The sequence below is a fragment of the Photobacterium angustum genome (assembly GCF_003026365.1).
Lineage (GTDB): Bacteria > Pseudomonadota > Gammaproteobacteria > Enterobacterales > Vibrionaceae > Photobacterium > Photobacterium angustum.
Map to the genome: position 1 here is coordinate 55,649 of NZ_PYOM01000012.1, position 26,524 is coordinate 82,172.

A 26,524-nucleotide genomic window follows, 5' to 3' on the forward strand; every position below is an offset into this window, starting at 1 on the left:
ATTGTTCTAAGGAGTAGAAAATGAACGATCTGAGATTTAATTTAAGTCATATTTCAGCTGGAACAATTGCTGTTTTAGTCGGTTACACTTCGTCTGTTATTTTAGTTATTCATGCCCTAACAGAAATGGGGTTAGCTCAGTGGCAGGTTAATAGTTGGTTGTTTGCTTTGGGGTTGATTATGGGCATAACAACCATCGCTTATTCTTTTTATTTTAAAGTACCAGTATTAACTGCATGGTCTACTCCCGGCGCTGCTTTTTTGATCACTGCAGTGCAGGGGTACAGCGCGACAGATGTCATTGGCGCATTTATTGTTTGTGGTTTATTGACCTTTATTTCTGGGTTAATTCGTCCGCTTGCTTTGGCGTTGCAACGTATTCCACCACCAATAACTTCAGCTTTATTGTGTGGCGTTATATTGCCTATTTGTTTAAGTGGATTCACGCAAATAGAAACGCATCCAATCATGTTTTTGTTGTTGTTTAGCGTGTATATAATCACGAAACGATTTATGGCTCGATATTCGATGTTGCTGACGTTACTTGCTTCTGTAGGCATTGCGTTGTATTCCAATACCTTAAATACCGCTTCAATTCATATGGCAATACCAACATTTTATTGGCTAACTCCGAGCTTTCATTTTCAACCGATCATTAATATCGCTATTCCTTTATATTTAATTACTATGTTGTCGCAAAATATTGCAGGTTTTGCAGTGCTTCAGAACTTTCAATTTAAAGTGCCAGTTCGCCCAGTATTTTTAGGAACTGGTTTAGTGAATATGATTGCTGCTCCTTGTGGGATTTTCACGTTGAACCTTGCGGCAATAAGTGCCGCTATTTGTATGAATGACGACATTGATGGTAAGCATAGTGATCGCTACAAGGCTGCTATCTGTGCCGGTGGATTTTATATGTTGGTGGGTATTTGGGCATCAATTGTAGTCGCTATTTTCGTATCTTTGCCTGATGGATTAGCTGATATTCTTGCTAGTTTTGCTTTATTAACCACCTTAATTAGCTGCTTGTTTAATGCATTTTCTACCGATGAATACCGAGAGTCGGCGATACTTACTTTATTAATAACTTTATCAGGTATTCATTTGTTAGGGATCAGTGCGGCTATATGGGGAGTAGGTGTTGGCTTGTGCCATTTCAAGTTAATGCAGAGTAGAAAACCAGTATTAATAGCCGGGCGTTAATAGATATACATCCACTTAACCTTAAATACGGCACAGTAAATCATTGTCCACTTTATAATGAATGGGATGTAAAACGCTAAACCATTTTGTTCTGCTAACCGTCATCGTCATGATTTATTTACGCAAGAAATACTTCGTGTAAAAAACAATAAGACACTGCTATTTGTCAGTTTTATGTAATTTATAACCCATTTTTGCTGTTATTGTTTGTTGTTTATCCTCTCTGTTGTTATGGTTGCGGCGAAATATTGTTTAGTGCTCTAAATAATATTATTGAGTTTACATAACAAGGTAGGATTTTTTGAATACTTCGACGGATAAAGTAAGTAGTAAATACAGTATAGAAACGACTGATTATCAAGTTGGACAAGATAATATTCAGCGCTGGGGTTTTGATATTCACAAACCGGTTTTTGGTATTAGTGCGATATTAATTTTGCTATTTATTGCTGTGATGTTAGTTGTCGATCCTGCGACAGCAAAAACAGCATTAAATAATACGCGAAACGGTATTATGGAACAGTTTGATAGCTACTTTATGTGGGCTGTTAATACTTTCGCAGTTTTTTGTATATTCTTAATGCTTTCACCACTAGGTAAAATTCGTATCGGTGGTAAAGAGGCAAAGCCTGAACATTCAACATTGTCATGGAGTTCAATGTTATTTGCTGCGGGTATTGCCAGCGGTATCATGTTTTTTGGTGTTGCAGAACCAACGGCTTATTTCACTGACTGGTTTGGAACTCCTTTTAATACTGTTGCTTTAACACCTGAAGCTAAGCAATTAGCGATGGCGGGGAGTGTATTCCACTGGGGGATCAGTGCTTGGTCTATTTACGCAATAGCAGCATTGGCGTTAGCCTTTTTTGCTTATAACAAGAACTTGCCGTTATCAATTCGATCTTTGTTGTTCCCTATTTTTGGTGATCGAGCATGGGGATGGTTAGGTCATGCCGTTGATATTCTTGCTGTTGTTTCTACTCTATTTGGTTTAGTTACTTCTTTAGGTTTAGGCGCGCAACAAGCGGCGAGTGGTATTAATTATGTATTTGGTACTCACGGCGGCTTAGGGTTACAGTTCGGTATTATTGCTTTTGTCACATCAATCGCGATTTTCTCTGTAATACGAGGCATTGATGGCGGGGTTAAACTTCTTAGTAATATCAATATTGTTATTGCGTTTGGACTGCTAGTTTTAGTTGCAATTTTGGGTTTTGATGTTGTTAAACATTCGCTACCTGATACTTTTATGGCGTATGCGAAGAACTTCTTTGCACTAAGCAATCCTATTGGTCGTACAGATGATACATGGCGTCATGGTTGGACTATCTTCTATTGGGCATGGTGGATTTCATATGCGCCATTTGTGGGTATCTTTATCGCTCGAGTATCTAAAGGTCGTACTGTAAGGCAGTTTATTTTTGCCGTTCTCTTTATTCCAACATTAGTAACAATGACCTGGTTTTCTGTCTTCGGTGGTATTGCGGTAGAGCAGGTAGCGACAAAGGTAGGAGAGTTGGGATTACATGGTCTGCAAGATCTATCCCTAACTTTATTCTATGTATATGATGCGATGCCAATGAGCCTATTGTTGTCTGTGATTTCGATTGTACTTATTTTAGTTTTCTTCGTGACATCATCGGATTCCGCATCGTTAGTTATCGACAGTATTACCGCTGGTGGTAAATTAGATGCGCCAGTACCACAACGTATTTTCTGGGCAACAATCGAAGGTGTTATTGCTGCAATTTTATTATGGGTCGGTGGTTCTCAAGCGTTAGAAGCATTGCAGTCTGGTGTGGTGATAACCGCGTTACCATTTAGCTTTATTCTTGTAATTACCTGTGTAAGTTTATGGAAAGGGTTGATGAGTGAGCGGCACTTATATCCTTAAGCTAATAATAAATTAAATAATTATCAAAAAGTCGGCATTTGTCGGCTTTTTGTTTTTGTAATCATAAAATTCATCAATAGTGCAGGGTGATCCATCACTAAATTTTAAAATAATTGCTTTATTTAGCTTGTCGAATACTGGAGAAAAGCCGAGTCTTTCTGCAAACTGAAACCAGTAATAAAGCTGTAAGTGAATGGAGTCACTAGAATGATTAATTGGATCACCGTTGAGTCTAACTCAATTCGTAAAGTGGGTTATAACGAAACAAAAAATGAGCTTTATGTCGATATGGGACAGCGTCAACCTTATTGTGTCTTTTCTGAAGTTTCCAAATATGCTTTTTATCATTTTGCATCTGCAGAATCGGTAGAAGATCACTTCAATAGCCACATTAAATCTGTTTATAGCCAAGTCATAGTTTAGTTGGTGTATGTACATATTCAGTTAATTGTCTGTTTCTTAAGATTTCATTTTTCGAATAAAATTCAGATTGCTTAAAAAGCTCGACAGGCATATTTTTATGATAATAGAGCGTAATCATAATGAGTAGAATTACGCTTATTCATCGTAAATAGAGTAGGCAATAATGAGTATTGCAGATTTAACTGAAGCATCTTTTTTAAGCGTGAACCGTATAAGCCAAGAAGAATGGCAGGCCAGTTCTGTTGATTGGACAACATTGCATCAAATTGGTCTTAATCATGAAGCCAATATAGAACAATTAAAAGAAACGGCTGAAATGTACGCGCGTATTATTCAGCGCTGTCAGTATGTACATTCCGTTCGCTGGCGGGTAAAAGATCCACAGCATTTAATGGAAAAGATTGTTCGTAAAACCCAACCGAATACACCCACATTTAAACAAAAATATGTCGGTATTAACCAAACCAATTACGACAGTATTGTGACTGATTTAATTGGAGTACGTGCACTGCATTTATTTAAAGAAGATTGTTTACCGGTTCATGATTATCTCTGCCAAGAATGGAAAAATGCAGAGCCGCCAATTTATTATGTTCGCAATGGTGACGATAAGGTCTTTACTGAATTACCGAGTGATGTTGAAGTGAAGATCCACCCAGCGGGATATCGGTCATTACATTATGTCTTTGGTTCACAGCCCTTAAACCATATTGTTTTTACTGAAGTCCAAGTAAGAACAATTTTTGAAGAAGGTTGGACGGAAATAGATCATAAAATTCGTTACCCTAATTTTTCTCATAATGAACAAGTATGCGAATTTTTATTGATGTTTAATCGTTTGGCTGGATCGGCTGATGAGATGGGATCTTTTGTCAAACAATTGGTCAGTGAACTAGAACAACACCAAAAATCAATTGACGAAATTAGACACAAAAGTGATGAAAACGCCCAAGAAGTCGCAGAGCTGTTTAAATTATTAGAGCAAAATGAATCAAAACAACAAGGCTCTCAAGAACTTATTGATAAGCTACGAGCACAAGTTGAACAGTTACAGGCAGAGAAAAATACTTTGCAGAAAGCAACAAAACACCATGTCGCTAATAGACTAGATTTAATGGGGAAAGCACAGTGTAAAGCTGCTGATCTTATGAAATAACCGCATAACTATCCGTTTTTCGGATAGTATCTAGTTTGTTAGTCTTAGTATAATGCTTATAATTCATCTATTCCTTTTAGGTATTTATAAAATATAAGAAAAGTTGTACTGAGGTTGTATATGATGAGAACACGTTTTGATCGTATTCGTCATGCTGTTTGTTTTGAAATTATTGGATTAGTGCTTTTAGTTGGTGTGTTGAGTCAATTTGGCTATGATTCTGATCATGTTGGAGCAATTGGCATTGCGTTTTCATTTTTAGCTACAGGTTGGAACTACGTTTACAATAACTGGTTTGATAAGTTAATGGTACGACGCTATAAAACTCTTAAGAAAACATCGTTACAGCGTGTAGTGCATAGTGTAGGTTTTGAAGCTGGATTATTAATTGTCACTATTCCTATTTTATCTTGGGTATTAAAGGTGTCGATTTGGGAAGCATTTATACTGGATATCGGTATGGTTCTCTTTTACTTAATCTATGCTTATGTTTATAACCTGATTTACGATAAGATTTTCCCTGTTCCTGAAGTAGTACATTAATTGTTGGTGCTACAATAAAAGCCCACAAGAATTAACCTCTTGGGGGCTTTTTTATTTTACTAACAACAATGTTTATGTTGGTTTGCACATAATATTTTCTTTTGGATCTGGTGCAGTGTTACAAATTGTAAGTTTCAGTTATTAACGAATAACTAACCAACACAAGTGTTTGACATGCTTTTCATTATGCTTGTAATGTATTTGAACCAAGCGAGTTATTCATAAAAAGTACTGTAAGTTGAGGGATCATGTTTCGATATATCCAGCGCCGTAGAATAAAAAAAGTTATTAAGATCCTTTCGCCTATATTGTTAAAAGGTTATGGACGCCGTAACTATTTCACGCTTGGTCAAGTAGAAGCTAATATAAAGTTACTCTGCAAACGTCAACAACAGATAGCATTCGCTTTGTTTGCTGATCCTAATATGCTTGATTTAGCAAATAACACTGAACTACGCCAAATTCGCATGGATATATCTTACGATTTCTTTTTGGCCGATGAATATAACGCTTGTGATGTTCTCAATTTACTCGGTAAAGGTGGATGGAAAGGTGGTCGTATGGATGACGACATGTCAAACCGAATGGGAATGACTAGTCGTTACTGATAATGGCTCTGGTAAATAAAAGTGAGTGATAATTTGATCATAGTTACTTATTTTACCGTGTATTTTCTTACCATAAATAAATGGATGTTTGCGAGTTTTGTATCTACTGGTTTACATTCTCGCAGTCAGTTCAGAGCGGGCTAATTCGAGGCTCTTTGCTGCTAAATCATCACCGAGGTTTAATCCTTCCGCATAAACAAACTTAACACTCGTGATGCCAAAGAAACTAAGTAAAGTTGTTAAGTAACCTGTTACGTGATCGGTTTCACCATCTTTATGAATACTGCCACGGGTGGTAACAATAACCACTTTTTTATCTTCAAGCATTCCTTTAGGGCCTTGTGCAGTATATGAGAAGGTCACACCTGCTCGAGCCAAAAGATCAAACCAGTTTTTTAATTGTGTAGGCACCATAAAGTTATACATAGGTGCGCCAATGAGCAGGGTATCTGCTTGTTTTAGTTCTTCAACAAGCGTATTAGAGAGTTCTTGAATCTCTTTTTGAACACCTGTTAAGTCATCATCACTATTAATCGCTTTTAATGTTTCGCCATCAAGAATAGGTAAGGGCGAAGTTGTCAGATCACGGACAATAATGTTCTCTATATCTGTAATAGCGGCATCAATAAGTTGGTTAGATTTAGAGTGTTCACCAAGAATACTCGACTTAAGTACAAGTAATGTAGACATAATATTTCCTTTATTAACGGATAGATATCTTTAGAAGGTTGATTTCAGTAAATAGATTTCAAGGTAAATCAAACAACAGTGCTGTCACTTCTTCTTGTCCTCTATTAGCGAAGTTGAGCGTATATAGATTCTCGATTTTTGCCCCGTCACCCGCATTAAGTTCGATATCATTAACAGAAAGTATGCCATTTACTTGATGTAGATAAATCTTACGACCTGTTGCGATATCGATACTTAATTTGCTATTTGGTTTTAGTACTAACTGATGGAGTTTGGCGTCTTGCTTGATAAGTAAAGTGCCGTTTTCACCCGTTGGTGTAGCTATGGTGGTTAGCCCTTGTTGTTTACCAAAGTCTTTTTGTTCGTAGCTAGGTTTATTGCCGAAGCTATTTGGTTGAATCCAGATTTGTAAGAACTTTAGAGGTTCTGTGTGAGACGCATTATATTCACTATGATATATCCCAGAACCTGCTGACATTAGCTGGAATTCACCAGCAGAGAGAATGTGCACATTACCTTCACTGTCTTTGTGCTCTATTGCTCCTTCAAGTACATAGCTAATAATTTCCATGTTTTTATGGCCGTGAGTGTCAAAACCGCCACCAACTGCGACAATGTCGTCATTAATAACTCGTAGTGCGGAGAAGCCCATATGTTGTGGGTCATAATAATGACCGAACGAAAAAGTATGCTTGCTATTTAACCAACCAAAGTTTGCAAGCCCACGTTGGTCAGAGTGTCTTACGATGATCATAGTGTTATTGCCTTATGAAGTGATTAAGCTAACTTTCGTAAAATAAATTGGTCAAGTGACGCTTTTCCTGCGCCTGTTATAAATAGAGACACACTGGCAGCCAATAAAGATAATCCGAATGCGTAGCCATTGTTGGCAATGAATAAACCATGTTCAAAGTGCACCGTAAAGATTGCAACTAACATGGTGAAGGCTAATGCTAATGAAGCGGGTCGAGTGAATAAGCCTAATATGATGAATAAGCCACCAATAAATTCAGCGCTGCCAGCGAAAAGTGCCATTAAAAAACCAGGAGTTAGGCCGATTGAATCCATCCATTGACCCGTTGTTTGAAGACCATAACCACCGAACCAACCAAACAGTTTTTGTCCTCCATAAGCCATAAAAATAATGCCTATAGGGATGCGTAATGCGAGAGCGCCATAGCCAGTTTCGGAATGAAAAAGTGTATTTATTAGGTTCTTCATTATTTACTCCTCAAATAATTCCAATGTCATCGCTTTGTTTAAGTCGCGCTTACATGTTTGCTTTAAGCGTTGTAAATAAGTTTAGGTATGTTAGTTTGAGATGAAAATCGGAAGCTTTTGAAGTTTTAATTCAAATTTTTTGAATAAGGGGGGAGTGTGAATAATGCCATTACTATCGACGCGTTAAGAGCACTTGATGCTATCGATAAGAAGGGAAGTTTTGCTGCAGCAGCAGAATCTTTGTACAAAGTACCTTCTGCGCTTACTTACACGATCAAAAAATTAGAAGAAGACATGGGAGTGGCATTGTTTGATCGCACCCGTCAGCGATCGATACTTACACCAGCAGGTAAGCTTGTCTTAGAACATGGTCGCGAAATTTTATTGGCGACCAATCGTTTAGTGGATTCTGTACAGCAATTAGAAAGTGGTTGGGAAAATGAAATTAGAATTGCGAGAGATACTGTCATTGACGCTCAAATTCTCTTTGATGTACTGCATGACTTCAATCAATTAGATAATAAAGTTGACGTTAGCTTAGGTGTCGAAGTATTGGGCGGTGGCTGGGATGCTTTACATAGCCGCCGAGCTGATATTGCCATAGGTGTGACAGGTGAATTACCGAAAGGTATGTTTCAAACCTATAAGATTGGCTGTCTCTCTTTTGTTTTTGTTGTTTCGCCAGATCATCCACTTGCAGATCATGATGGTGTGCTTGATGCTAAAACCCTCAGTGAATACCCTGCGATAGTAGCAGCGGATACCTCTCAAATTTTACCTGTAAGAGACAGTGGTTTGTTTAATAGTAAAAGAGTGATACGTGTTAACTCAATAGAATCTAAATTAGCAGCTCAAGCACAAGGACTCGGAGTGGGCTATTTACCTCGTCATATAGCTAAACCACTTATAGCAAGTGGAGAGCTTATTGAGAAACAATATGAGCTCGCAAGACAAGATCAAGATTTGTTTATCGCATGGCATAAAGATCAGGAAGGAAAAGCATTTGAGTGGTTTGTTAAAAAGTTATGTTCACTGGATTGGGGATTAACGTAAATGCGTAATAATGGTATGTCTTTGAATGCAATAAAAAAGAGTCAGCATTAAAGCTAACTCTTTGACTATTTATTAGTTAATCATATTTATGAATATTGTCTTATCACTGTATCCATCAGTTCGGATTGTTCTTTAAGATCCGTTGATATCTGTTTTATTTCTGATGATTTTTCCGCGTTAGATAGTGATGACTCAGCAATAATTGCCATAGATTCACTAATATCATTAGTTACACTGGCTTGCTCATTTGTCGCTTGAGCGATTTCTTGACTCATTTTTTGTAATTCATTTAGCATGTTATGAATGTCGTGGAGGTGAGCATTGTTCTCGTCACAACTTACTACTCCCTGATCGAGTAGTTGGTGTGCTTGCTGAACACTAGCGGCAATTTGGTTTGATTCATTTTGTAAGCGGTCTATTTTCAGTTTGATGTTCTCTGTTGAATCTTTTGTCATCGAAGCAAGAACGCGAACTTCATCTGCAACTACGGCAAATCCACGCCCATGTTCACCAGCTCGGGCTGCCTCTATTGCTGCATTTAATGCCAGTAAATTAGTTTTTTCTGCTACTTCATTAATCACATTAAGGACATCTGAAATATCGCGACTTTCATGTTTTAGACTGTCAATAATGGCTAATGCCTCATTCATCTGGTTAACAAGGCTATCAACATTATGTTTTAGCTGAACTGCACTTTGGATAGACTCAGTACTTTTTTCATTGGCTTCTAATACATGGCGAGAAGTATTATCAGAAAAGTGAGCGATTTCATTTACTGATGCTGTCATTTCAGTTACCGCAGTGGAAATACTTTCACAGTTTATGTTTTGTCTTTCAGCAGATTTACTCATGGTGATAGCATTATTTGCTATGGTATTAGATTGAATCTTTAAGGCATTGCTTGAATCTGAAAATTGAGAAAAAGAGTCCTCTAATGTGGCGATAAATGCATTGAAAGACGTTGATAATTCATTCACTTCTTTACCACCATGACGAATCGTAAGTCGTGCAGAAAGGTTTTTATTTTCGCTAATGGCAATAATTTTTTTTGATAACGTCTTGATTGGCTCTGCAATAGATTCACCAATAAAGTAAGAAATAATAGCGGCAAGCAGTAATAAGACTAGGGTACAAAAAGCGACTGTTTTGTATAGATGTGATTTCAGAAAAGTAACATCGGTTAAGGCTTCTGCTTTGTCTATTTCGCTGACAATAATCCAATGCTGATTGAGTAAGGTAATAGGCGCATATGCTGATAGTACTTCAACGTTTCGGTAATCAGTAATAGCATGACTACCAGTTTTACCTTCTTTGGCTAATGTTATGCTTGATGTATTGATAAGCTGATAACCAATAGCAGTGTCTTTCTTATCAATATTATCAATAATATAAGATGGTGTTGCATTGTTTTCTAAGGTTTTTATATATTCGTTTTTGTCTTCTAAAAAGAAACGAGATTGGCTACGTAAGGTTAGATCCATTCCCACTAAATAGGTTTCACCGCTATTACCTAGCCCTGCAGTATCCCATCTTCCATCAAAGGTCATAATGTTATTGATAGCGTCTATGGGTAATTGAATGACTAATACCCCTAGTTGTTCGTTACCAGAGAAAATAGGGGTGGCTAAAAATGATGCTGGTTGTTCAAATGAAGGTGTATAAGGACTAAAGTCAGTTAAAGTTACCTCACCTGCATTCAACGCTTTTGCTGTGTTATATGCAGAAGCTAAACCACTTGTTTTAAATGGGCCTTGTTCTAAATTAGTGGCAAAATCGACTTCTTTAAACACGCTATAAACAATGTCACTCTTGTTATCAATCAAGAATATATCGTAAAAACCAAATGACTCTAGATAATGGCGTAGAACAGGGTGGTAGCTCGCATGGGCTTTGTCATAGTCATTATTAAGCGTGTCTGTATCTAATAAGTGTTTCTCTCCCATGGGGTAATGATTGTTAGCAATATATCTCGCTTGTAATCCTGCTGAAGTCGGAGAGAGTTGTGGGTAAAGTTCTGCCACGCTTGCGATTTTATTTTTGTCTTTATATTTGGGTTCAAATTGAGTTTGATAAAATTGCTGTAACTGTTGTTTATTTTGAAGGCTAATTATATCTGCTGGATAAGAACTATAAGCTTGCTCAAAATCTCTCATCGCATTTTGGATACTTGGATCATAAGCTAAAGTTGAAAGTAATGTTGCCGTGGTATTGAAATGATTTTTAATTTCAGATTTCTTGATTTCTCGGATAGAAATTAACTGCTCGATAGCACGATCATAAATGGCATCTTCGCTGATCTCTGCACTTTTCCGCGCAATATACACACCTGAGATAATGACGGAGCATGCGCATAAGATCGATAGGTATATCGTGATCTTTTTAGCTATTTTCATATAGAAATCATTCCTTTTTACATCATTTTTACATTTGTAAAATTATTCTATATGCCGATATGGATTTTTCATTATTATATGTAATGCATTGCACTTGATGGGATGTTGTTGCGATGAAATTCAGAATTAATGAATGAGTATGCATTTATTGCATCGGGGGAGTGTGAATATTCCCTTATTTAAGAGTGTAATAAATAGTTAATATTTCTAAGGTGTTAATGGAATTTAGGCGTTATGGGTTATAGATAAGGCTTCAAAAAGAAATAGATTCTTTATCTATTGAGCGTGAACGTTATATTCTCTACAATACTGACGTTTTTTATTAACGATAGAATTTGATCATGACCGATACTACATCACAACCAGCATTACCAGATCGTCTTTCAGGTAACCCTCGTAGCCCTCACCACGTGGCAGAGTGTTTCAACTATGACATCGGCATTCGTCTTAACGGCAAAGAGCGTTTTGATGTTGATGAGTACTGCATCAGCGAAGGTTGGGTAAAAATTCCTTCACCTAAGGCACTAGATCGCCGTGGTCAGCCAATCTTGATCACACTAAAAGGCACGGTAGAAGCATTCTACAAGTAATATGTGCTAGTTAGTGAATCAGTGAAAGCCTAGTTTTCGAACTAGGCTTTTTTTTGCCTGAAATTACATAAACAGATTCACAGTTGGAAGCCATGTTATTTGGGTCTGGCGACCGGAAAAGTCCTCTCCAATACTGCGTATTCACTGCCTCCTAAGCGTGATAACGGGTTAACCTTTAATGCTTCAATCACCAAGCGCTTTTGCTCACTATCGATAACTTCGTCATCAATGTAGATCTGCTTAATTTCAGCAAAGATCAAACTTTGTGGTGTTTCCCCAATCTCTTTCACTTCATATAAGTTACAACCAAAAGCAATAGGGCAATCTTTTAGCCTTGGTAGTTCAAAACCATTAAAAGAGGTGAGTTCTAATTGAGTGTGTTCAACCTCAGATTCGCCATGCTCTAAGGTGGCGGCTGTTTGAGTAACTTGTTCTGCTAACGCAATATTAGCAATATGTACCACCATCTTTTTATTGGTAATAACGTTACGTGTGGTGTCTTTGATTTCACCGCTCGGCTTTTTACCCACAGAAAACATCAATAATGGTGGGTTACTAGCAACTGGGGTGAAATAAGAAAAAGGGGCAAGATTGTAGTTGTGCTCACCAGAATCTGTCAGTACCCATGCGATAGGACGAGGGATAATGGCTTGTGTCATTAAATGGTAGATATCAGTGGGAGACTGTGTGGATAGATCTAGATACATGTGCAAATCCTTCGCGCTGAAATTTTCTGTATCTATTGTACTGCGAATAAACGTTAACTCAATGTGATCAAGTTAGAATGAATAGACAATAAAAAGCCGACGGTGAAGTCGGCTCTTTAATGAAAATTACGCTTTAATTACGTTTTTAAAATGCTTTTTCTTTGTAAATAAGAAATCAACATCAGGCGGGAAATCTTTGTTCGTTTTAGCGTGCTTCATCATATCAAAAACTTTGAATTCAGCTAATACGGCAAATTGGTAAGGTTCGAAGCTTTCGCTGTTTGCCTGAAGTGTTGGATCGTAGTATTTACCATCTTTGAAAATAATAGCTTGGTCAACGATGGTCTCTTCATTACAACGATAGCCAAGTACGTAACGCTCACCTTTGCAATAAATCACATTCATATAGCTGTTGTAGAAGGTTTCGTTTTCAGTTGCTGTGCACGTTGCCAGCACTTCTGGATCCATTGCTTCTACTGTCACAATACGGACTTTTTCAGCAATAAAATTGCGTTCATTGAGTTGTTGGTGAATAGCTTCAAGACTTAGTTGAGTCACATTAAATACCGCGAAATGAATAATGAATAAAAACGGGCAGATTATACGACTGTTGATGATAAATGTCTTCGTTAAAAACAGTATTGGGTACGGATTAATAAAGGCAACAGAAAAAGAGACGATGGCAAAGCGAACAAAATGCTGCTTTTAGCTCTAATAATTCTTCAAGAAATCTTTACGAATGCAAAGAATGTAAATTTAATGCAAATGGTAATGGTTATCACTTATATTCCTTTTCGTCGTTTGGTAAGCACTTTATTACTTACCACGTAGTAGCCATGATTTGCTCTTTATATTATTACAAACAATACCTATTCAGCAGTGATAGGTGCTGAGAGCAACTCTGATGTGGCTTCACTTTCAGGTTATATCTTTATTTTGGAGTTAAAGGAATATGTTTTCTAAAAGCCAGCTGACGCTGTTAATTGGTGCGGTACTTTCTGCACCTGTTGCTTATGCAGAATCAACAGAAGTTGATGAGCACATGGTAGTAACAGGGCGTGATTACGGTTATAAAGCCGATACTAATTCAACAGCGATGCGTATGGAGATGACCCAGCTAGAGACTCCAGGACAAGTTGCAGTAATTGATGAACAACTTATCGATGAACAGCGTGCAAGTACGTTAGGTGAGGTGTTACAGAATGATGCAAGTATTTCAGCTGGTGGAACAAGCCGTAACCGTGAACGTTTCTCACTACGTGGTTTTGAACTTGGTAGCAGTAGCGGTTTCTTGCGTGATGGTCACCAACACTGGTCTCACTACCGTCAACCTGTTGAGCTTTTAGAGCGTGTTGAAGTAATGAAAGGTCCAGCGGGTCTTCTTTACGGTAAATCTGCACCAGGTGGTCTAGTGAATATGGTCGCTAAGAAACCAACTCACGAAACTCAAGTTAACTTTAGCCAAGATGTTGGTTCAAATAATCATACACGTAGTGTGTTAGATGTGAGTGGGTCACTTAATCAAGACGAATCACTACGTGCTCGCGCTGTTGTTGCAAAAGAAGATTATGATTCATGGCGTAAGTATGGTGATGGATCAACACCTTCAACCGATCGCTTTGTTGGCGGTCTATTTGTTGATTACGATTTCAATGAAGATGTGACATTGTCACTACACTACGATCGCACTGAAGATAAAGGAAGTGTAGATTCAGGTGCCTACATTGTTGATGGTAAGCCAGTATTGGGACGTGATCATGTGTGGGATGCACAATGGTCAAAAATTAATAATGAAGTAGAGAACTACGGTTTTGATGTTAAAGCACAACTAACAGATGCTTGGGCATTAAATACAGGTTTTAATTACCAAGACTTTATTCGTCACGATGTTGAAAGTTACCCGAACTTTTCTAATTTTGAAGAATCAGGCTTAGTGAAGCAGGGCGGCAATGATCGTAACGATCATTGGAAGTTTAAAACGGCTTACGCTGATTTCGTCGGTGAGTTTGATACGCTTGGCATGCAACACCAATTACTCGTTGGTTCTAACTGGTTAGGCTACAGCTACGATCGTTTCCAACGTTCATTTAATTCTGTAGAAGTGGCACCAAACCAATCTACACCAGTACCTAGTTACAAATCGGGTAAGCCAAAAGAATCTCACTCTTCTTATAATGCTTGGGGGTTCTACGCACAAGATATGGTAACGATTAACGATTACTGGCAAGTACTCGCTGGTGTTCGTTTTGATCGTCAAACACAAGAAGGTAAAGCGGCGGAAGAAGCAGTATCACCTAAAGTGGCTGCGATTTTCCACCCAGCAGAAAACGGTTCAATTTACTTAGCTTACTCTGAAAGCTTTGAGCCGCAAGGTACGGTAACATCAGGTTCTACGAACTACGTGAATGATGGTGAGCAACTTGATCCGCTTCGTGGTAAGCAATATGAGCTAGGTACTAAGTGGGAACTGCTAGATAATCGACTATTTGTATCGGGTGCTGTATTTAACATTACGCAAGAAAACTCGACGATTGATGTTCAAGTAGGTAAAGATCTATACGAGAAAACTCAATCGGGTGAGCGTGTTCACAATGGTGCAGAGCTTGCGTTACAGGGTAATGTAACGAATAAACTAAGCATGAGCGCGTCAGCAATGTACCTTGATGCGGAATACACTAAGGATCAGAAGTACCAAGGTAATCGTCCTGTTGACGTACCTGAGTTCGCTGCAAGTGTTTGGTCTACGTACAACGTAACACCAGCAACCGATGTTAACCTTGGCGTTATTTACGAAGGTTCACGTTTCGGTGATGCAGCAAATACCTTTAAGAAAGACGGTTACACGCGTGTTGATTTAGGTATGGCTCACACATACAAGTACGATGCTAATTTAGATATCATTGGTCGTATTAACGTAGAAAACGTATTTGATACTGATTACATGGCTGGTGGCGGTTCAACAAGTAAAGACTATGTTGGCGCAACGGGTGTAACACTTGGTGAAGGTCGTAACTTTATGGCTACGCTTGAGTTTAAATACTAATTTGTAAAAATTGTAACTAAGGGGGAGCCATTGCTTCCCCTTGTTGCGATTAAATGCTATTTCACTATTTTTGGTCGTTATACGATTTAACTTTTTATTATTACTTAACTTTTTTATTTTTTGCGATTGAAGATTACTCATTATTAAGTTTGATTATGAATTTTATTAAAACCAGTTTAGCGGTTGTGATTTTAAGCATCACAACTGGGGTACAGGCATCGAGCCTTGATACCGCACGTTCTATTGAAAACAAAACCAATACGGCTTCAGCATTAAGCCAAGATAAGATTGATCGTAACGCTGATTCGGCTATCGCGATGAAAGCACAAATCGAGCAATTACAAGAAGAGCTTAAAAACCTGACGGTATATCACGATCACCTTGCGCGTATGGTTGATAATCAAACCCAAGAAATGGCCTCTATTCATGAACAAATAGAGAACATTAAAGAGACGCGCCAAGGTGTTGTACCTTTGATGTACCAAATGATTGATGGTTTATCGACTGTTGTTGAGCAAGATAAGCCTATCAAACATGAACAGCGTTTAGCGCGTATTGAAAAGTTGCAAACGATGATGTCGCAAGCCGATATTAGCGATGCAGAAAAATTCCGTCGTATTCTAGAAGCCTACCAGATCGAAATGGATTACGGCACGAAATTGGGTACGTACCAAGATAAAATCACGTTAGAAGACGGTAAAACAATCGAGGCTGATTTACTGTATCTCGGTCGTCTTGCATTTGTTGCTCGCAGCTTAAACGGTAGCCATTACTGGAGTTGGAACAGCAACAAACAGCAGTGGCAGGCGCTTGATACAAGTGAAGCTGCAAATATTGATAAAGCGTTTGCAATGGCAAATAAGCAAATTGCACCAAGCCTATTACGTTTACCTATTTCAGCAACCCTTGCTAACGTGGAGAGTAAATAATGAAATTAAAAGCGTTAGCTATTGCACTATGTATGGCATCGGTTCCGTTCACAGCATCTGCAGAATCGGTTGTACAGCAAGCGAAACAAGAAAATGTCGCTCAGCAGCAACATAACGTGCAACGTGAAGCTGGATTTAGTCAAGAAGCACAGAAAATTCGTCAACAACGTGATGCGTTATTAGCGCAACGTAATACCTTAAAACAACAAACAGAATTACTGAGCCAAAGCTTTAGTACCAATGAAGCAGAACTCGCGAAATTAGAACAGCAACTTCAATTAGATTCTGGCAGTCTTGGTGAGCTATTTGGGGTCGTTCGCCAAACAGCAAAAGAACTAAAAGCTGAGCAAAGTTACGCTGTCACCGGGGTTGATGTGACGAAATATATCCCGGTTGTTGACCAAATCGTTGACGCGAAAGCACTGCCGTCTATGCCGCAATTAAAAGGTTTGTGGCAAGCAATGGAATCACAAATCGTTGCAAGCGGTGAGTTGGCAAAGGTGAATGTACCATTTATTAATGGTGACGGTGAGCAAACCACAGAAAAAGCATTGCGTTTAGGCGCATTAGGTTTAGTTGCTGATCAGGGTTATTTAAAGTGGGATGGCCCTCGCCATCTTGCAACGGCTTATCAACAACAACCTGAAAATGGCCCACAACTTTCAGATTTAGCTGCAATAGCGGCTGCAGGTAGTGAAAGTATTGCTCTTGATCCTTCTCGTGGTGTGATGTTAGAGCAATTAGCCAATGCACCTACGCTGGAAGATCGCCTAACAGCAGGTGGTGTGGTCGGTAAAATTATTCTACTTCTACTAGCTATTGGTGCGGGTATTGCCATTTTCCGTGGTGTTAAATTAGCGATTATTAACCGCCAAATTAAGCAACAATTAAAAAATCCAACTCAAGCTGGAAATAACCCACTGGGTCGTATTCTTGCCGTGTATAACAAAGAGCAAAATCGTAGCGTAGAAGCGTTAGAATTACGTTTACTTGAAGCGATTGTTGATGAGCAACAAGGATTAGAAAAAGGTTTATCGATGCTAAAATTGTTTGCGGCTTTAGCACCAATGTTAGGCTTATTAGGTACTGTGACTGGTATGATTGAAACCTTCCAAGTTATCACGCAGTTTGGTAATGGTGATCCTAAAGTGATGGCGGGTGGTATTTCAATGGCATTGGTAACGACCGTTCTAGGTTTGATTGCCGCGATGCCTTTATTGCTGGCTCATAATGTATTAAGTACACAAGCTGAAAATATTCGATTGATCCTTGAAAAACAAGGTATCAGCTTAGTTGCTCAGCAAGCTGAAAAAAACGAATCTTCTCAGGCATCTAACCGTAACCTATTAGCAGAACAGGCAGCATAATGGACTTCAGCGTATTACATGGCTGGTGGTTTTCGCTTTCTCATTTTATGGCGCAAGGTGGCGCCATATTATGGTGGCTTGCTGCGGTTGTTGCGCTATGTTGGCTTTTGGTTATTGAACGAGTGATTTATTTATTCTTCTATTTTCCAAAGCAAAAAGAGCAGTGGTTAACTAGCTGGATGGCTCGTAAAGATCATTCTTCTTGGCATGCATGTGCAATTCGTGATGGCTGGCTCAATGAAGCAAAAATTGCCCTTAATCAGAATTTAAATTTTATCAAAGTATTAGTCGCAATCTGCCCCATGCTAGGTTTACTTGGTACAGTGACGGGGATGATTTCTGTCTTTGATGTAATGGCGACGCAAGGTAGTAGTCAACCTCGTTTAATGGCATCCGGCATTTCTTTAGCTACATTGCCAACAATGGCAGGGATGGTTGCGGCCTTAGCGGGTATGTTTGTTCACGCACGTTTATCTAAAGCTTGTCAGATGCGTGAGTTTAAATTAGAAAAATTATTAAGGAGTCAGCAATGAGACTCAGCCGCCGTTCTTCAAATCGAGAAGATGCACAAATTGATTTAACATCAATGCTCGATATCGTATTTATTATGCTGATTTTCTTTATTGTAACGAGTTCGTTTGTACGTGAATCAGGCGTAGAAGTTAACCGTCCTCAAGCAAGCCACGTGGTAAGCCAAAAAGATGCTGGGATCTTTGTTGCAATTACCTCAGCAAATGATGTTTATATTGATAAACGTGTTGTTGATGTAGAACGTGTTCAAGCAACATTAGAACATATGCTTACAGAGCAACCTGATGCTTCTTTAGTGATCCAAGCGGATGAGCATGCCTATAACGGTACAGTGGTTAAAGTGATGGATGCGGCGAAAGGAGCAGGGATCAAAAATATCGCATTGGCGGCGGAGAAAAATTAATGATCCGTCTTTTAATGGCTTTTCCATTAGCTATTGCTGTAGCGTTAGGACTTTTTACCTTTATGGCATGGATGGTAGATAACGGTAATTACCAAAAGCCAGATGATAAAGAAGTGCTGGCGTTCAACATGGTAATGATGGAGCAAGAGCAAGCGCCTCAACGGCGACAGCGAGCGGTACCACCACCACCTGAAACACCAGAGCCACCACCAGAAGCAAAGCCGGTATCATCAAGAACTGCAACAGCAAGTGTTCAACCTGTTGCTTCTACGACAAGCTTAGGATTGGATACAGCGGTTACAGGTTTATCGATCAATATGCCGAAGTTTAGTGATTTCAGCAGTGCATCGAATGCGGTAGGTGAGCCAACTATCGGTCAGAGTCAGCAAGCTATGCCATTGTATCGTGTTGAGCCAAGGTATCCGCCCCGTGCGCTAAAACAAGGTAAAGAAGGTTACGTAATACTGAAATTCACGATTGATCCTCAAGGCCGACCAATCGATATTGCAGTGCTTGAAGCAAAACCTAATCGCTTATTTAATAAAGAAGCGATACGTGCATTGCGTAAATGGAAGTACCAACCACAAGTACAAAATGGCAGTGCTGTATCACAGCCAGGCCAGACGGTACGTTTAGAATTTAAGTTGAATAAATGATGAAAAGATTAGCATTTATTATCGCTTTAACCGCCGCAGTAAGTTTGCCTTTATCATCTGCTTACGCGGGAGGTAAATTGTCGCAGTCTATTGCCGTTAAGGTTCAAAAAGCGAATAACTTACAGCTTGATGATAAGGTTAATCAGGCGATTGATTTACTTGTCTCTTTAAAGCCGGTAGAGCCTTATGACAAAGCGTTTGTTCAGCGTATGTTGGGTGTGTTTTATTGGCAGCAAGGTAATCCATCAAAAGCGATAAGCAATTTATCTAAAGCGGTGAAGAGTGGCTTATTGCAAGATGATCAAGCATGGGTTACTCAGCGTATGCTGGCTGATATTTTACTTTCTGAGCAAAAATACAGCCAAGCATTGCCGCATTACTATCAGCTTACAAAGCGCATCCCAAAATCACAAAAGGGCTATGAACTATGGTTGCGAATAGCTCAATCACATTATCAATTGAGCCAGTGGTCAAAAGTCCTCTCTGCAATGAAACGCTACGATGGCTATAAACGCAAAGATGAAATGTCTCCGTTGTCGATTAAGCTGGGTGCTCAGTTACAATTAAAGCATTGGAATGGTGCAACATCGACATTAAATCGTTTAATTGCAATAGAGCCAACTAAGCTCAACTGGTGGCAGCAATTAGCTAATATACAATTGCGAGCAGGGAAACCTGCAGACGCATTGAGCACATTAAAATTGGCAAAATATCAAGGTGTTAAGTTAACGCAGCAGGATTTACATCGTCTAGCGCAACTTTATGCGCAGCGCGGTATTCCTGAACGTGCTGCCAAACAAATAGCTGAACTGGACGGTGCAACAACCAGTACAAGGTTGCTTGTTGAACAAGCAAATTACTGGCAGATGGCAAGAGAGTGGCAAAGTGCTATCAATATTTGGGAGAAAGCTGCACAGCGTAATAATCGTTATCGTTGGCAACTTGCACAATTGTTGTTGCAGGAAGGACAATATCAAAAAGCGTTAACTGAGCTTAATAAGGTTAAGCGTAAAGATAAACAGTCTGATGTTGAGTTGGCGAAAGTCCGTGCGTATTACAAGCTAAATAACTTCGATAAAGCGATTATTCATGCCAAACAGGCAAATAATATTAAGCCTTCATCGGCAGCATCGAGCTGGATAAAATATTTATCACAAATGCGTGAAATGGAACGAGCTAGCTAAATATTTTATTTGCATTTAATCCTGAGCTAATCAAAAAATGAGTGCGTTAACTTAATAATCATAAGTTAACCACTCATTTTTTTATTCGAGTTAACGTGTTTGGTTTAACTAAGCACCATATTTGTCGCCATTGCTAATAATAATGCTGAGAAGATTTTTTTAATGATTGGCACAGGTAAATAGTTTGTTGCCTTAGCGCCTAGCGGAGCAGTAAACCAAGACGTACAAACAATACCTAATAATGCGGGTAGATAAACAAAACCTGCAAAGCCATCAGTAATAGAAAGATAGTTAATGCCTGAGCTAACATAACCGATAGAGCCAAAGAGTGCGATAACAATGCCACAAGCAGAAGCACAACCGATAGCTTTCTTCATATCGAGAGAGAAGAAGGTTAACAAAGGCACCAACAGTGCACCGCCGCCAATACCAATCATGGCCGATAATCCGCCAGTAATTGTTGTTAAAAAGGTAAGAACAAAATTGTTGGGCATGTTACGTGTTGTTGTGGTTTCTTTTTGTGTACTGCTGTAAAACATCTTGAATGCAATGAGTGCAACACTTACCGCAAATATAATACGAATAACATTACCCGGTAATAGGGCAGCTAAAAATCCACTGATAAGTGCACCTAGGGCAACACCTGTCATTATCCATGGTGCTAGGTTCCATGGCACATTGCCATTTTTGTGGTGAGCGATGGCAGAAGATGTTGAAGTGAATAATATAGATGCTAGGGATGTAGCAATAGCGACGATAACCACTTGTTCAGGTGGTAAAATGGCGAAATGAAGTAAGATAATACTCAGAATTGGTACTATAACAAGTCCTCCTCCTATACCTAATAATCCTGCCAAAAAACCAACACCACTGCCGAGTAAAGCGCAGTATATTATTAACAATAATTCATTCATCTCTTTGTCTTCTTATATGTGATTAGCGGTTAACGTATTGAATAAAAAATAGATATCCTTTCTATGTGACGAGAACTATAACTTACAAATTTGTAACAACTCAAACGTAACCACTTGAATTTTTTTCATGTTGATAGTGAAAGAAATACGCTTTTATTGATCGAATACTCTACGTATAAATAAATACAGACAACTCGACAGCTTCTACGAATGTCATCATTTATTTCAGCTAATAGGATATCGGTCGCCATGAATAAAGACTTTACATTTACAATAAATAAGACTGGCCTTGATGAAAATTATCATCCCGCTAGCAATACGCGCATTACTACCAATTTCGCTAATTTAGCGAGAGGGGAAAGTCGTCAACAGAACTTACGCAATGCGTTAAAGATGATCGATAATAGCTTTAACGCCTTAGCGAATTGGGATAACCCCGAAGGTGATCGTTATTCTATTGAGCTGGAAATTGTATCGGTTGATATTGATATTGAAGGCAAAGGTCAATCATTCCCATCGATTGAAGTATTAAAGACCCACATTATTGATAATCAAACCAATCAGCGTATTGAAGGGATTGTCGGTAATAACTTTTCTTCTTATGTACGTGATTATGACTTTAGCGTACTGCTTCAAAACTATAATAAAGGTAAGTCTCAGTTCAGTATTCCAGATAACTTCGGCGAATTGCATGGGAAAATTTTCCAAAGCTTTGTTAATTCAGATGTTTATAAAGACAACTTTAAAAAGACACCGGTAATTTGTTTATCTGTATCTGATAACAAAACCTATTTCCGAACTGAAAATCAGCACCCAGTACTTGGTGTGGAATATACACCTAATGAGTCGTCATTAACTGAGCAATATTTCAAAAAAATGGGCTTACAGGTACGCTACTTCATGCCTGCAAACAGTGTTGCGCCGTTGGCTTTCTTCTTCTTTGGTGACTTATTAAATGATTACACCAATCTAGAGTTGATAAGCACTATCAGTACCATGGAAACATTTCAAAAAATCTATCGCCCTGAAATTTATAATGCCAATGCGGTAGCAGGAAAATCGTATAAACCTAACTTGAAGTGCCCTGATCACTCATTGACTAAAATCGTCTATGACAGAGAAGAACGTAGCCGACTAGCCGGTGAGCAAGGCAAATTTGCCGAGCAGCACTTCATCAAACCTTATCAAGCCGTGCTTGATCAATGGTCATCAAATTTCGTGAATAGCTAACTTTAATCATTGCTTTCATCATTTACCACAACATAGGACGTTAACTATCATGAAAATATTATTACCGACTTCAACAGCAGGAAGCTTACCTAAACCTGATTGGCTTGCTGAGCCTGAAAAACTCTGGTCACCTTGGAAATTAGAAGGGGATGAATTAACTTCAGGTAAACAAGAGGCGCTCTGCTTGTCTCTGAAAAATCAACAACAAGCAGGAATTGATATTGTTAGTGATGGTGAGCAAACACGCCAACATTTCGTGACTACCTTTATAGAGCACCTCAACGGCGTTGACTTTGAAACCCGTAAAACGGTTAAAATCCGTGACCGTTATGATGCCAGTGTGCCAACGGTTGTCGGTCCTGTTTCACGTCAAAAATCTGTGTTTGTTGAAGATGCCAAATACCTGCGTCAACAAACTAAACAACCGATCAAATGGGCACTGCCTGGCCCTATGACTATGGTTGATACCCTTTATGATGCGCACTACAAAAGTCGTGAAAAACTGGCATGGGAATTTGCTAAAATCCTTAATCAAGAAGCCAAAGAATTAGAAGCGGCAGGTGTTGATATTATCCAATTTGATGAGCCTGCATTTAATGTATTCTTTGATGAAGTTAATGAATGGGGAATTGCCTGTTTAGAAAGAGCCATTGAGGGACTGAAATGTGAAACCGCTGTTCACATTTGTTATGGCTATGGCATTAAAGCTAATACTGATTGGAAGAAAACACTCGGTTCAGAGTGGCGTCAATACGAAGAGGCGTTTCCTAAGCTGCAACAATCTAATATCGATATTATCTCGTTAGAATGCCACAACTCTCATGTACCAATGGATCTGCTAGAGCTTATTCGTGGAAAAAAAGTGATGGTGGGGGCGATTGATGTTGCGAGTGACAAAATTGAAACTGCTGAAGAAGTCGCGGATACATTGCGTAAAGCGCTTAAATTTGTTGATGCTGATAAACTTTACCCATGTACCAATTGTGGTATGGCGCCGTTAGCGCAGCATATCGCACAAGGTAAACTTGAAGCCTTAAATGCAGGCGCAGACATCATTCGTAAAGAACTTTTAGCTTAGAATATTTTGATTGATATTACTTGCTAAGGCAAAATTTAAACTGACGAACCTGCTGTATTGTTTGTACCTCCGTATCGTCACCGTGTGTAAATGTACTTTATTGTTAGAGTGATATAGTGCATTTACATATTCAAATTCCCTCTCTTTAGTAGCTCTAAATTCTTTAAATAAACAACACGCATTTAGAATACTCAGACCTACTTGCTTATATCTATTATCGTCTGGCATTATTCGCCAAAGAATACCGTAATCAGTCAACGGTATAGAGAATGTGAAGGTCGTAAGTGGTAGTTAATAGCCAACAATTAAGTCAGCAATACGAAGAATTAGGTTACTTTGTTATTCGCAATTATTTCAGTGAAGATCTGATAGCTTCACTTAGAAAAGTCGTTTTAACTTTTCATGAATTATGGAAAGCTGACAACAAAGAGTTCTATCAAGAAGAAGCATTTAACTCATCTTTGATTACTGGAACACAGTATTTATCTATCGCTGAGAGAACGGAACTTTTTGATTTCATTAGTTCAAAAAAGATCATGGATGTGGTTGATGCCGTAATACCTAAAAATCCTGCTTTTATGAATACTCAACTGTTCTTTAATCCGGTGAACCCGCAACAAAAAGACTTTTGGCACCGTGATTGTCAATACGATTATGATATTGAAGACCAAATGAAAGTCATATTAGAAACGCAAGTGTTGCATCTTCGTGTCCCTTTATTTGATGAACCAGGCATGGAGATAATACCGGGGACACACAAACGCTGGGATAATGAAGAAGAATACAATGTTCGCCAAGAAGTGAATGGTAAAGTTAGTCATGATAGCCTTTCTGGTGGGAAGAAGATTGCATTATCAGCAGGTGATTTATTGGTATTTTCAGCAGATATGATTCATCGTGGTTTATACGGATTAGATCGCTTAGCATTGGATATTTTAATTTTTGATTCGGCATCTGATTATGTTGATTACGTTGATGATGATTGCTTACCGACTCAAATCATACTGAAAAATATAGCTGATCCACGATTGTTTATCAATACTCTACATCTTAAATCAATGGAGTTTGCTTCATAAAAATATAAAAATGATGTGTGAAAGGGAGTTCAACATTAGTTTTACATTAAGCCTAATAAATTTCTATTATCCATATTAATGATTCTAGTCGTATAGCTAATAATTATCATTTTGACTAATCTTTAATACTATAAATTACGCTCATGATTAAAGTTAATTCATCTTATTTATCCTATCAAGAATTTCTTATATTTGAGAAAATAAAAAAGTACTAAATTTTATTGTGACTTTTTTAGTTGTTGCTGAGTTTGTGTAAATACAGCCGGGTATTGCCATGGACTGAATATAAATAAAAACAAAGCAACAATTAAAGGAGTAGTATCATGAAATCAACAATCACTGCGGTGTCTGCTGCGGTTGGTATGCTGGTATCTTCAGTCACTTTAGCTGAACAAATTAGCATGTTTGATTATGATGAAGCGACATCAGCGTATGAAGATGCGTACTTAGATGCGCAATTTGATTTACGAGATGGTAATCAAGATCAGGCCAGTTATAACGCTATTGCAAGTGCAAATTATGATCGTGTGTTTTCCTCGGCAAATCGTAATACGCGAATTGAATTCGTCGGTGATATAAACATCAGTCAAGGCCCTAATAGTAATGATGAACGTAAAGAAAATTACCAAGCTTTAGCTGCCTTAACTAATGATATGTACTTTAGCCCTAAGAAAAATGATTTTTTTTGGTATGGTAAAGCAGAAGTTGGTGCCCAGACTGATATGAAAGATCCCTTTACTAAGTTAACGGCTGGTTTAGGTTATGGGCGAGTGATAAATGCAACTCCAATGGCAAAAGCGATCCGTGTTATTCAATCTCTTCAAGAACATGGTTTATTAGGAGGAAATGTTAGTCGAGAAACGTATCAAAATGTAGCACAAGTTATATCAAGAGAAGCAGCTTATCGTAGCCGTTATGGTTCTGCTGATTATGCCGAGTATTGGGTTGAAGATATCGGTAGAGCTTTAGACAATCAACTAAGTGCACGAGGCGCAGTAAGCTCTTACGATGTATTGATCAATGAACGAATTTCAACCCGAAAATATGGCTGGCTAGTCAGAGCAGGTGGTGGCGCGGTAATAACTAACTATGATGGTTCTGAGACCAAACCAGCGCTTGAAGTAGGGGCGGAATACCATTATCCAATTAATAACCAAACCCAATTTTCAAATGAAGCGATTTTAACCGCAATTCTTGATGATGGTAATAATGGCTTTAACGCAACTAATACTATGTCTTTAACTTATGAACTGCGTGACAATATTGATTGGGAAAACGCATGGTTACTCACTTATGCAGCGAGTGATAAAACAGAAGATTTAATGACTAATAGTTTACGTTCAACATTTCGTTACTATGTATCTAATTCTATAAGTGTATCCGTTACTGGCGGCTTGTCTAAAACTGAAGATAATATTGACTATGATGGAACAACTAACACTAATCGAAATGATGATATCGATACAACATTCCACGTTGGATTAACATACCGTTTGAAGTAAAAAAATCACCTCCTAGACGCTAAAACACAGACTTTCTTTTTTATAAGACAAGTCTGTATTTTTTTTTGCATATAGTAAATATGTATTGCGATTAACATGATTTTTTTGTCATTGAAATAATATAAAATTAC

26 protein-coding genes are annotated in these 26,524 nt (G+C 38.4%); 19 read left to right on the forward strand and 7 right to left on the reverse strand.

Features of this window, described 5'->3' with window-relative positions:
- Positions 1–20 precede the first annotated feature (20 nt).
- From CTN01_RS13455 to CTN01_RS13480, 6 genes are all read left to right on the forward strand, one after another.
- Positions 21–1,202, forward strand: coding sequence for a benzoate/H(+) symporter BenE family transporter (locus tag CTN01_RS13455; RefSeq protein ID WP_045082013.1), 1,182 nt, complete (start codon positions 21–23; stop codon positions 1,200–1,202).
- 301 nt (positions 1,203–1,503) lie between these two features.
- The gene (locus CTN01_RS13460) at positions 1,504–3,096 is read left to right on the forward strand and encodes a BCCT family transporter (protein ID WP_045148830.1); all 1,593 of its coding nucleotides are present in this window, start codon (positions 1,504–1,506) and stop codon (positions 3,094–3,096) included.
- 207 nt (positions 3,097–3,303) lie between these two features.
- Positions 3,304–3,519, forward strand: coding sequence for a KTSC domain-containing protein (locus CTN01_RS13465; protein ID WP_045082015.1), 216 nt, complete (start codon positions 3,304–3,306; stop codon positions 3,517–3,519).
- Positions 3,520–3,682: 163 nt separating this feature from the next.
- On the forward strand, positions 3,683–4,675 hold the full coding sequence (locus CTN01_RS13470) for a RelA/SpoT domain-containing protein (RefSeq protein WP_045148832.1): 993 nt from the start codon (positions 3,683–3,685) through the stop codon (positions 4,673–4,675).
- A gap of 123 nt (positions 4,676–4,798) precedes the next feature.
- Positions 4,799–5,218, forward strand: coding sequence for a PACE efflux transporter (locus CTN01_RS13475; protein ID WP_045148834.1), 420 nt, complete (start codon positions 4,799–4,801; stop codon positions 5,216–5,218).
- 248 nt (positions 5,219–5,466) lie between these two features.
- Positions 5,467–5,826, forward strand: coding sequence for a DUF6559 family protein (locus tag CTN01_RS13480; protein WP_045148835.1), 360 nt, complete (start codon positions 5,467–5,469; stop codon positions 5,824–5,826).
- Between the two features lie 111 nt (positions 5,827–5,937).
- Here CTN01_RS13480 and CTN01_RS13485 read toward each other — a convergent pair whose 3' ends face one another.
- From CTN01_RS13485 to CTN01_RS13495, 3 genes are read right to left on the reverse strand one after another with little or no spacing between them, the layout of a single operon-like run.
- Positions 5,938–6,516, reverse strand: coding sequence for an NAD(P)H-dependent oxidoreductase (locus tag CTN01_RS13485; protein ID WP_107342171.1), 579 nt, complete (start codon positions 6,514–6,516; stop codon positions 5,938–5,940).
- A 58-nt stretch (positions 6,517–6,574) separates the two neighbouring features.
- Positions 6,575–7,270: a pirin family protein gene (locus CTN01_RS13490; protein ID WP_045148836.1), complete on the reverse strand. Its 696-nt coding sequence runs from the start codon at positions 7,268–7,270 to the stop codon at positions 6,575–6,577.
- Positions 7,271–7,293: 23 nt separating this feature from the next.
- A complete protein-coding gene (locus tag CTN01_RS13495; protein WP_045148837.1) occupies positions 7,294–7,737 on the reverse strand; it encodes a DoxX family protein in 444 nt (147 codons plus the stop codon).
- 156 nt (positions 7,738–7,893) lie between these two features.
- On the opposite strand from CTN01_RS13495, the gene CTN01_RS13500 reads away from it, so the two are divergent.
- Complete coding sequence (locus tag CTN01_RS13500; protein WP_045148839.1) at positions 7,894–8,790, forward strand: LysR family transcriptional regulator; 897 nt, start codon at positions 7,894–7,896, stop codon at positions 8,788–8,790.
- 86 nt (positions 8,791–8,876) lie between these two features.
- Here CTN01_RS13500 and CTN01_RS13505 read toward each other — a convergent pair whose 3' ends face one another.
- The gene (locus CTN01_RS13505; protein ID WP_107188317.1) at positions 8,877–11,183 is read right to left on the reverse strand and encodes a methyl-accepting chemotaxis protein; all 2,307 of its coding nucleotides are present in this window, start codon (positions 11,181–11,183) and stop codon (positions 8,877–8,879) included.
- Positions 11,184–11,524: 341 nt separating this feature from the next.
- Between CTN01_RS13505 and CTN01_RS13510 the strand changes: the two genes are divergently transcribed.
- On the forward strand, positions 11,525–11,773 hold the full coding sequence (locus CTN01_RS13510; protein ID WP_045082022.1) for a DUF3297 family protein: 249 nt from the start codon (positions 11,525–11,527) through the stop codon (positions 11,771–11,773).
- A gap of 95 nt (positions 11,774–11,868) precedes the next feature.
- On the opposite strand, the gene CTN01_RS13515 is transcribed toward CTN01_RS13510, so the two are convergent.
- Together CTN01_RS13515 and CTN01_RS13520 are read right to left on the reverse strand one after the other, a co-directional pair.
- Complete coding sequence (locus CTN01_RS13515) at positions 11,869–12,480, reverse strand: flavin reductase family protein (protein WP_045148841.1); 612 nt, start codon at positions 12,478–12,480, stop codon at positions 11,869–11,871.
- A gap of 126 nt (positions 12,481–12,606) precedes the next feature.
- A complete protein-coding gene (locus CTN01_RS13520) occupies positions 12,607–13,038 on the reverse strand; it encodes a hypothetical protein (protein ID WP_045082024.1) in 432 nt (143 codons plus the stop codon).
- A 394-nt stretch (positions 13,039–13,432) separates the two neighbouring features.
- On the opposite strand from CTN01_RS13520, the gene CTN01_RS13525 reads away from it, so the two are divergent.
- The 7 genes from CTN01_RS13525 (at position 13,433) to CTN01_RS13555 (ending at position 20,593) form a co-directional block, all read left to right on the forward strand.
- Complete coding sequence (locus CTN01_RS13525) at positions 13,433–15,523, forward strand: TonB-dependent siderophore receptor (protein WP_045148843.1); 2,091 nt, start codon at positions 13,433–13,435, stop codon at positions 15,521–15,523.
- 155 nt (positions 15,524–15,678) lie between these two features.
- Positions 15,679–16,452, forward strand: coding sequence for a DUF3450 domain-containing protein (locus CTN01_RS13530; RefSeq protein WP_039872011.1), 774 nt, complete (start codon positions 15,679–15,681; stop codon positions 16,450–16,452).
- Positions 16,452–17,819: a MotA/TolQ/ExbB proton channel family protein gene (locus CTN01_RS13535; RefSeq protein WP_045148845.1), complete on the forward strand. Its 1,368-nt coding sequence runs from the start codon at positions 16,452–16,454 to the stop codon at positions 17,817–17,819. The genes CTN01_RS13530 and CTN01_RS13535 overlap by 1 nt, the downstream gene beginning before the upstream one ends.
- Entirely contained in the window at positions 17,819–18,352 is a 534-nt protein-coding gene (locus CTN01_RS13540; RefSeq protein WP_045082027.1) for a MotA/TolQ/ExbB proton channel family protein, read from the forward strand. Before CTN01_RS13535 ends, CTN01_RS13540 begins: the two co-directional genes overlap by 1 nt.
- On the forward strand, positions 18,349–18,753 hold the full coding sequence (locus CTN01_RS13545) for an ExbD/TolR family protein (RefSeq protein WP_005365390.1): 405 nt from the start codon (positions 18,349–18,351) through the stop codon (positions 18,751–18,753). Before CTN01_RS13540 ends, CTN01_RS13545 begins: the two co-directional genes overlap by 4 nt.
- On the forward strand, positions 18,753–19,409 hold the full coding sequence (locus CTN01_RS13550) for an energy transducer TonB (protein WP_045148847.1): 657 nt from the start codon (positions 18,753–18,755) through the stop codon (positions 19,407–19,409). The genes CTN01_RS13545 and CTN01_RS13550 overlap by 1 nt, the downstream gene beginning before the upstream one ends.
- Positions 19,409–20,593, forward strand: a complete 1,185-nt coding sequence (locus CTN01_RS13555; protein ID WP_045148950.1) for a CDC27 family protein — start codon at positions 19,409–19,411, stop codon at positions 20,591–20,593. The genes CTN01_RS13550 and CTN01_RS13555 overlap by 1 nt, the downstream gene beginning before the upstream one ends.
- Before the next feature lie 104 nt (positions 20,594–20,697).
- Here CTN01_RS13555 and CTN01_RS13560 read toward each other — a convergent pair whose 3' ends face one another.
- Positions 20,698–21,507 carry a sulfite exporter TauE/SafE family protein gene (locus CTN01_RS13560; protein WP_045148848.1) on the reverse strand — a complete coding sequence of 270 codons (810 nt, stop codon included), beginning with the start codon at positions 21,505–21,507 and terminating at the stop codon, positions 20,698–20,700.
- 249 nt (positions 21,508–21,756) lie between these two features.
- Here CTN01_RS13560 and CTN01_RS13565 point away from each other — a divergent pair, with 249 nt between their 5' ends.
- From CTN01_RS13565 to CTN01_RS13580, 4 genes are all read left to right on the forward strand, one after another.
- Positions 21,757–22,737 carry a DUF1852 domain-containing protein gene (locus CTN01_RS13565; protein WP_045148850.1) on the forward strand — a complete coding sequence of 327 codons (981 nt, stop codon included), beginning with the start codon at positions 21,757–21,759 and terminating at the stop codon, positions 22,735–22,737.
- A 49-nt stretch (positions 22,738–22,786) separates the two neighbouring features.
- Positions 22,787–23,815 (forward strand): methionine synthase, encoded by a 1,029-nt coding sequence (locus CTN01_RS13570; RefSeq protein ID WP_045148851.1) that lies wholly within the window; start codon positions 22,787–22,789, stop codon positions 23,813–23,815.
- Between the two features lie 284 nt (positions 23,816–24,099).
- Positions 24,100–24,891, forward strand: a complete 792-nt coding sequence (locus tag CTN01_RS13575; protein WP_045184159.1) for a phytanoyl-CoA dioxygenase family protein — start codon at positions 24,100–24,102, stop codon at positions 24,889–24,891.
- Between the two features lie 323 nt (positions 24,892–25,214).
- Positions 25,215–26,393 carry a DUF481 domain-containing protein gene (locus tag CTN01_RS13580; RefSeq protein WP_045148853.1) on the forward strand — a complete coding sequence of 393 codons (1,179 nt, stop codon included), beginning with the start codon at positions 25,215–25,217 and terminating at the stop codon, positions 26,391–26,393.
- Positions 26,394–26,524: the final 131 nt, after the last annotated feature.

Excerpts from the sequence above, each read along its gene's own strand:
- CTN01_RS13540 (WP_045082027.1), top strand. The coding sequence starts at position 17,819 with ATGGACTTCAGCGTATTACATGGCTGGTGGTTTTCGCTTTCTCATTTT.
- CTN01_RS13470 (WP_045148832.1), top strand. The coding sequence starts at position 3,683 with ATGAGTATTGCAGATTTAACTGAAGCATCTTTTTTAAGCGTGAACCGT.
- CTN01_RS13495 (WP_045148837.1), bottom strand. The coding sequence starts at position 7,737 with ATGAAGAACCTAATAAATACACTTTTTCATTCCGAAACTGGCTATGGC.
- CTN01_RS13560 (WP_045148848.1), bottom strand. The coding sequence starts at position 21,507 with ATGAATGAATTATTGTTAATAATATACTGCGCTTTACTCGGCAGTGGT.
- CTN01_RS13525 (WP_045148843.1), top strand. The coding sequence starts at position 13,433 with ATGTTTTCTAAAAGCCAGCTGACGCTGTTAATTGGTGCGGTACTTTCT.
- CTN01_RS13535 (WP_045148845.1), top strand. The coding sequence starts at position 16,452 with ATGAAATTAAAAGCGTTAGCTATTGCACTATGTATGGCATCGGTTCCG.
- CTN01_RS13465 (WP_045082015.1), top strand. The coding sequence starts at position 3,304 with ATGATTAATTGGATCACCGTTGAGTCTAACTCAATTCGTAAAGTGGGT.
- CTN01_RS13545 (WP_005365390.1), top strand. The coding sequence starts at position 18,349 with ATGAGACTCAGCCGCCGTTCTTCAAATCGAGAAGATGCACAAATTGAT.
- CTN01_RS13480 (WP_045148835.1), top strand. The coding sequence starts at position 5,467 with ATGTTTCGATATATCCAGCGCCGTAGAATAAAAAAAGTTATTAAGATC.
- CTN01_RS13505 (WP_107188317.1), bottom strand. The coding sequence starts at position 11,183 with ATGAAAATAGCTAAAAAGATCACGATATACCTATCGATCTTATGCGCA.
- CTN01_RS13555 (WP_045148950.1), top strand. The coding sequence starts at position 19,409 with ATGAAAAGATTAGCATTTATTATCGCTTTAACCGCCGCAGTAAGTTTG.
- CTN01_RS13475 (WP_045148834.1), top strand. The coding sequence starts at position 4,799 with ATGAGAACACGTTTTGATCGTATTCGTCATGCTGTTTGTTTTGAAATT.
- CTN01_RS13570 (WP_045148851.1), top strand. The coding sequence starts at position 22,787 with ATGAAAATATTATTACCGACTTCAACAGCAGGAAGCTTACCTAAACCT.
- CTN01_RS13510 (WP_045082022.1), top strand. The coding sequence starts at position 11,525 with ATGACCGATACTACATCACAACCAGCATTACCAGATCGTCTTTCAGGT.
- CTN01_RS13455 (WP_045082013.1), top strand. The coding sequence starts at position 21 with ATGAACGATCTGAGATTTAATTTAAGTCATATTTCAGCTGGAACAATT.
- CTN01_RS13580 (WP_045148853.1), top strand. The coding sequence starts at position 25,215 with ATGAAATCAACAATCACTGCGGTGTCTGCTGCGGTTGGTATGCTGGTA.
- CTN01_RS13515 (WP_045148841.1), bottom strand. The coding sequence starts at position 12,480 with ATGTATCTAGATCTATCCACACAGTCTCCCACTGATATCTACCATTTA.
- CTN01_RS13565 (WP_045148850.1), top strand. The coding sequence starts at position 21,757 with ATGAATAAAGACTTTACATTTACAATAAATAAGACTGGCCTTGATGAA.
- CTN01_RS13485 (WP_107342171.1), bottom strand. The coding sequence starts at position 6,516 with ATGTCTACATTACTTGTACTTAAGTCGAGTATTCTTGGTGAACACTCT.
- CTN01_RS13550 (WP_045148847.1), top strand. The coding sequence starts at position 18,753 with ATGATCCGTCTTTTAATGGCTTTTCCATTAGCTATTGCTGTAGCGTTA.
- CTN01_RS13490 (WP_045148836.1), bottom strand. The coding sequence starts at position 7,270 with ATGATCATCGTAAGACACTCTGACCAACGTGGGCTTGCAAACTTTGGT.
- CTN01_RS13530 (WP_039872011.1), top strand. The coding sequence starts at position 15,679 with ATGAATTTTATTAAAACCAGTTTAGCGGTTGTGATTTTAAGCATCACA.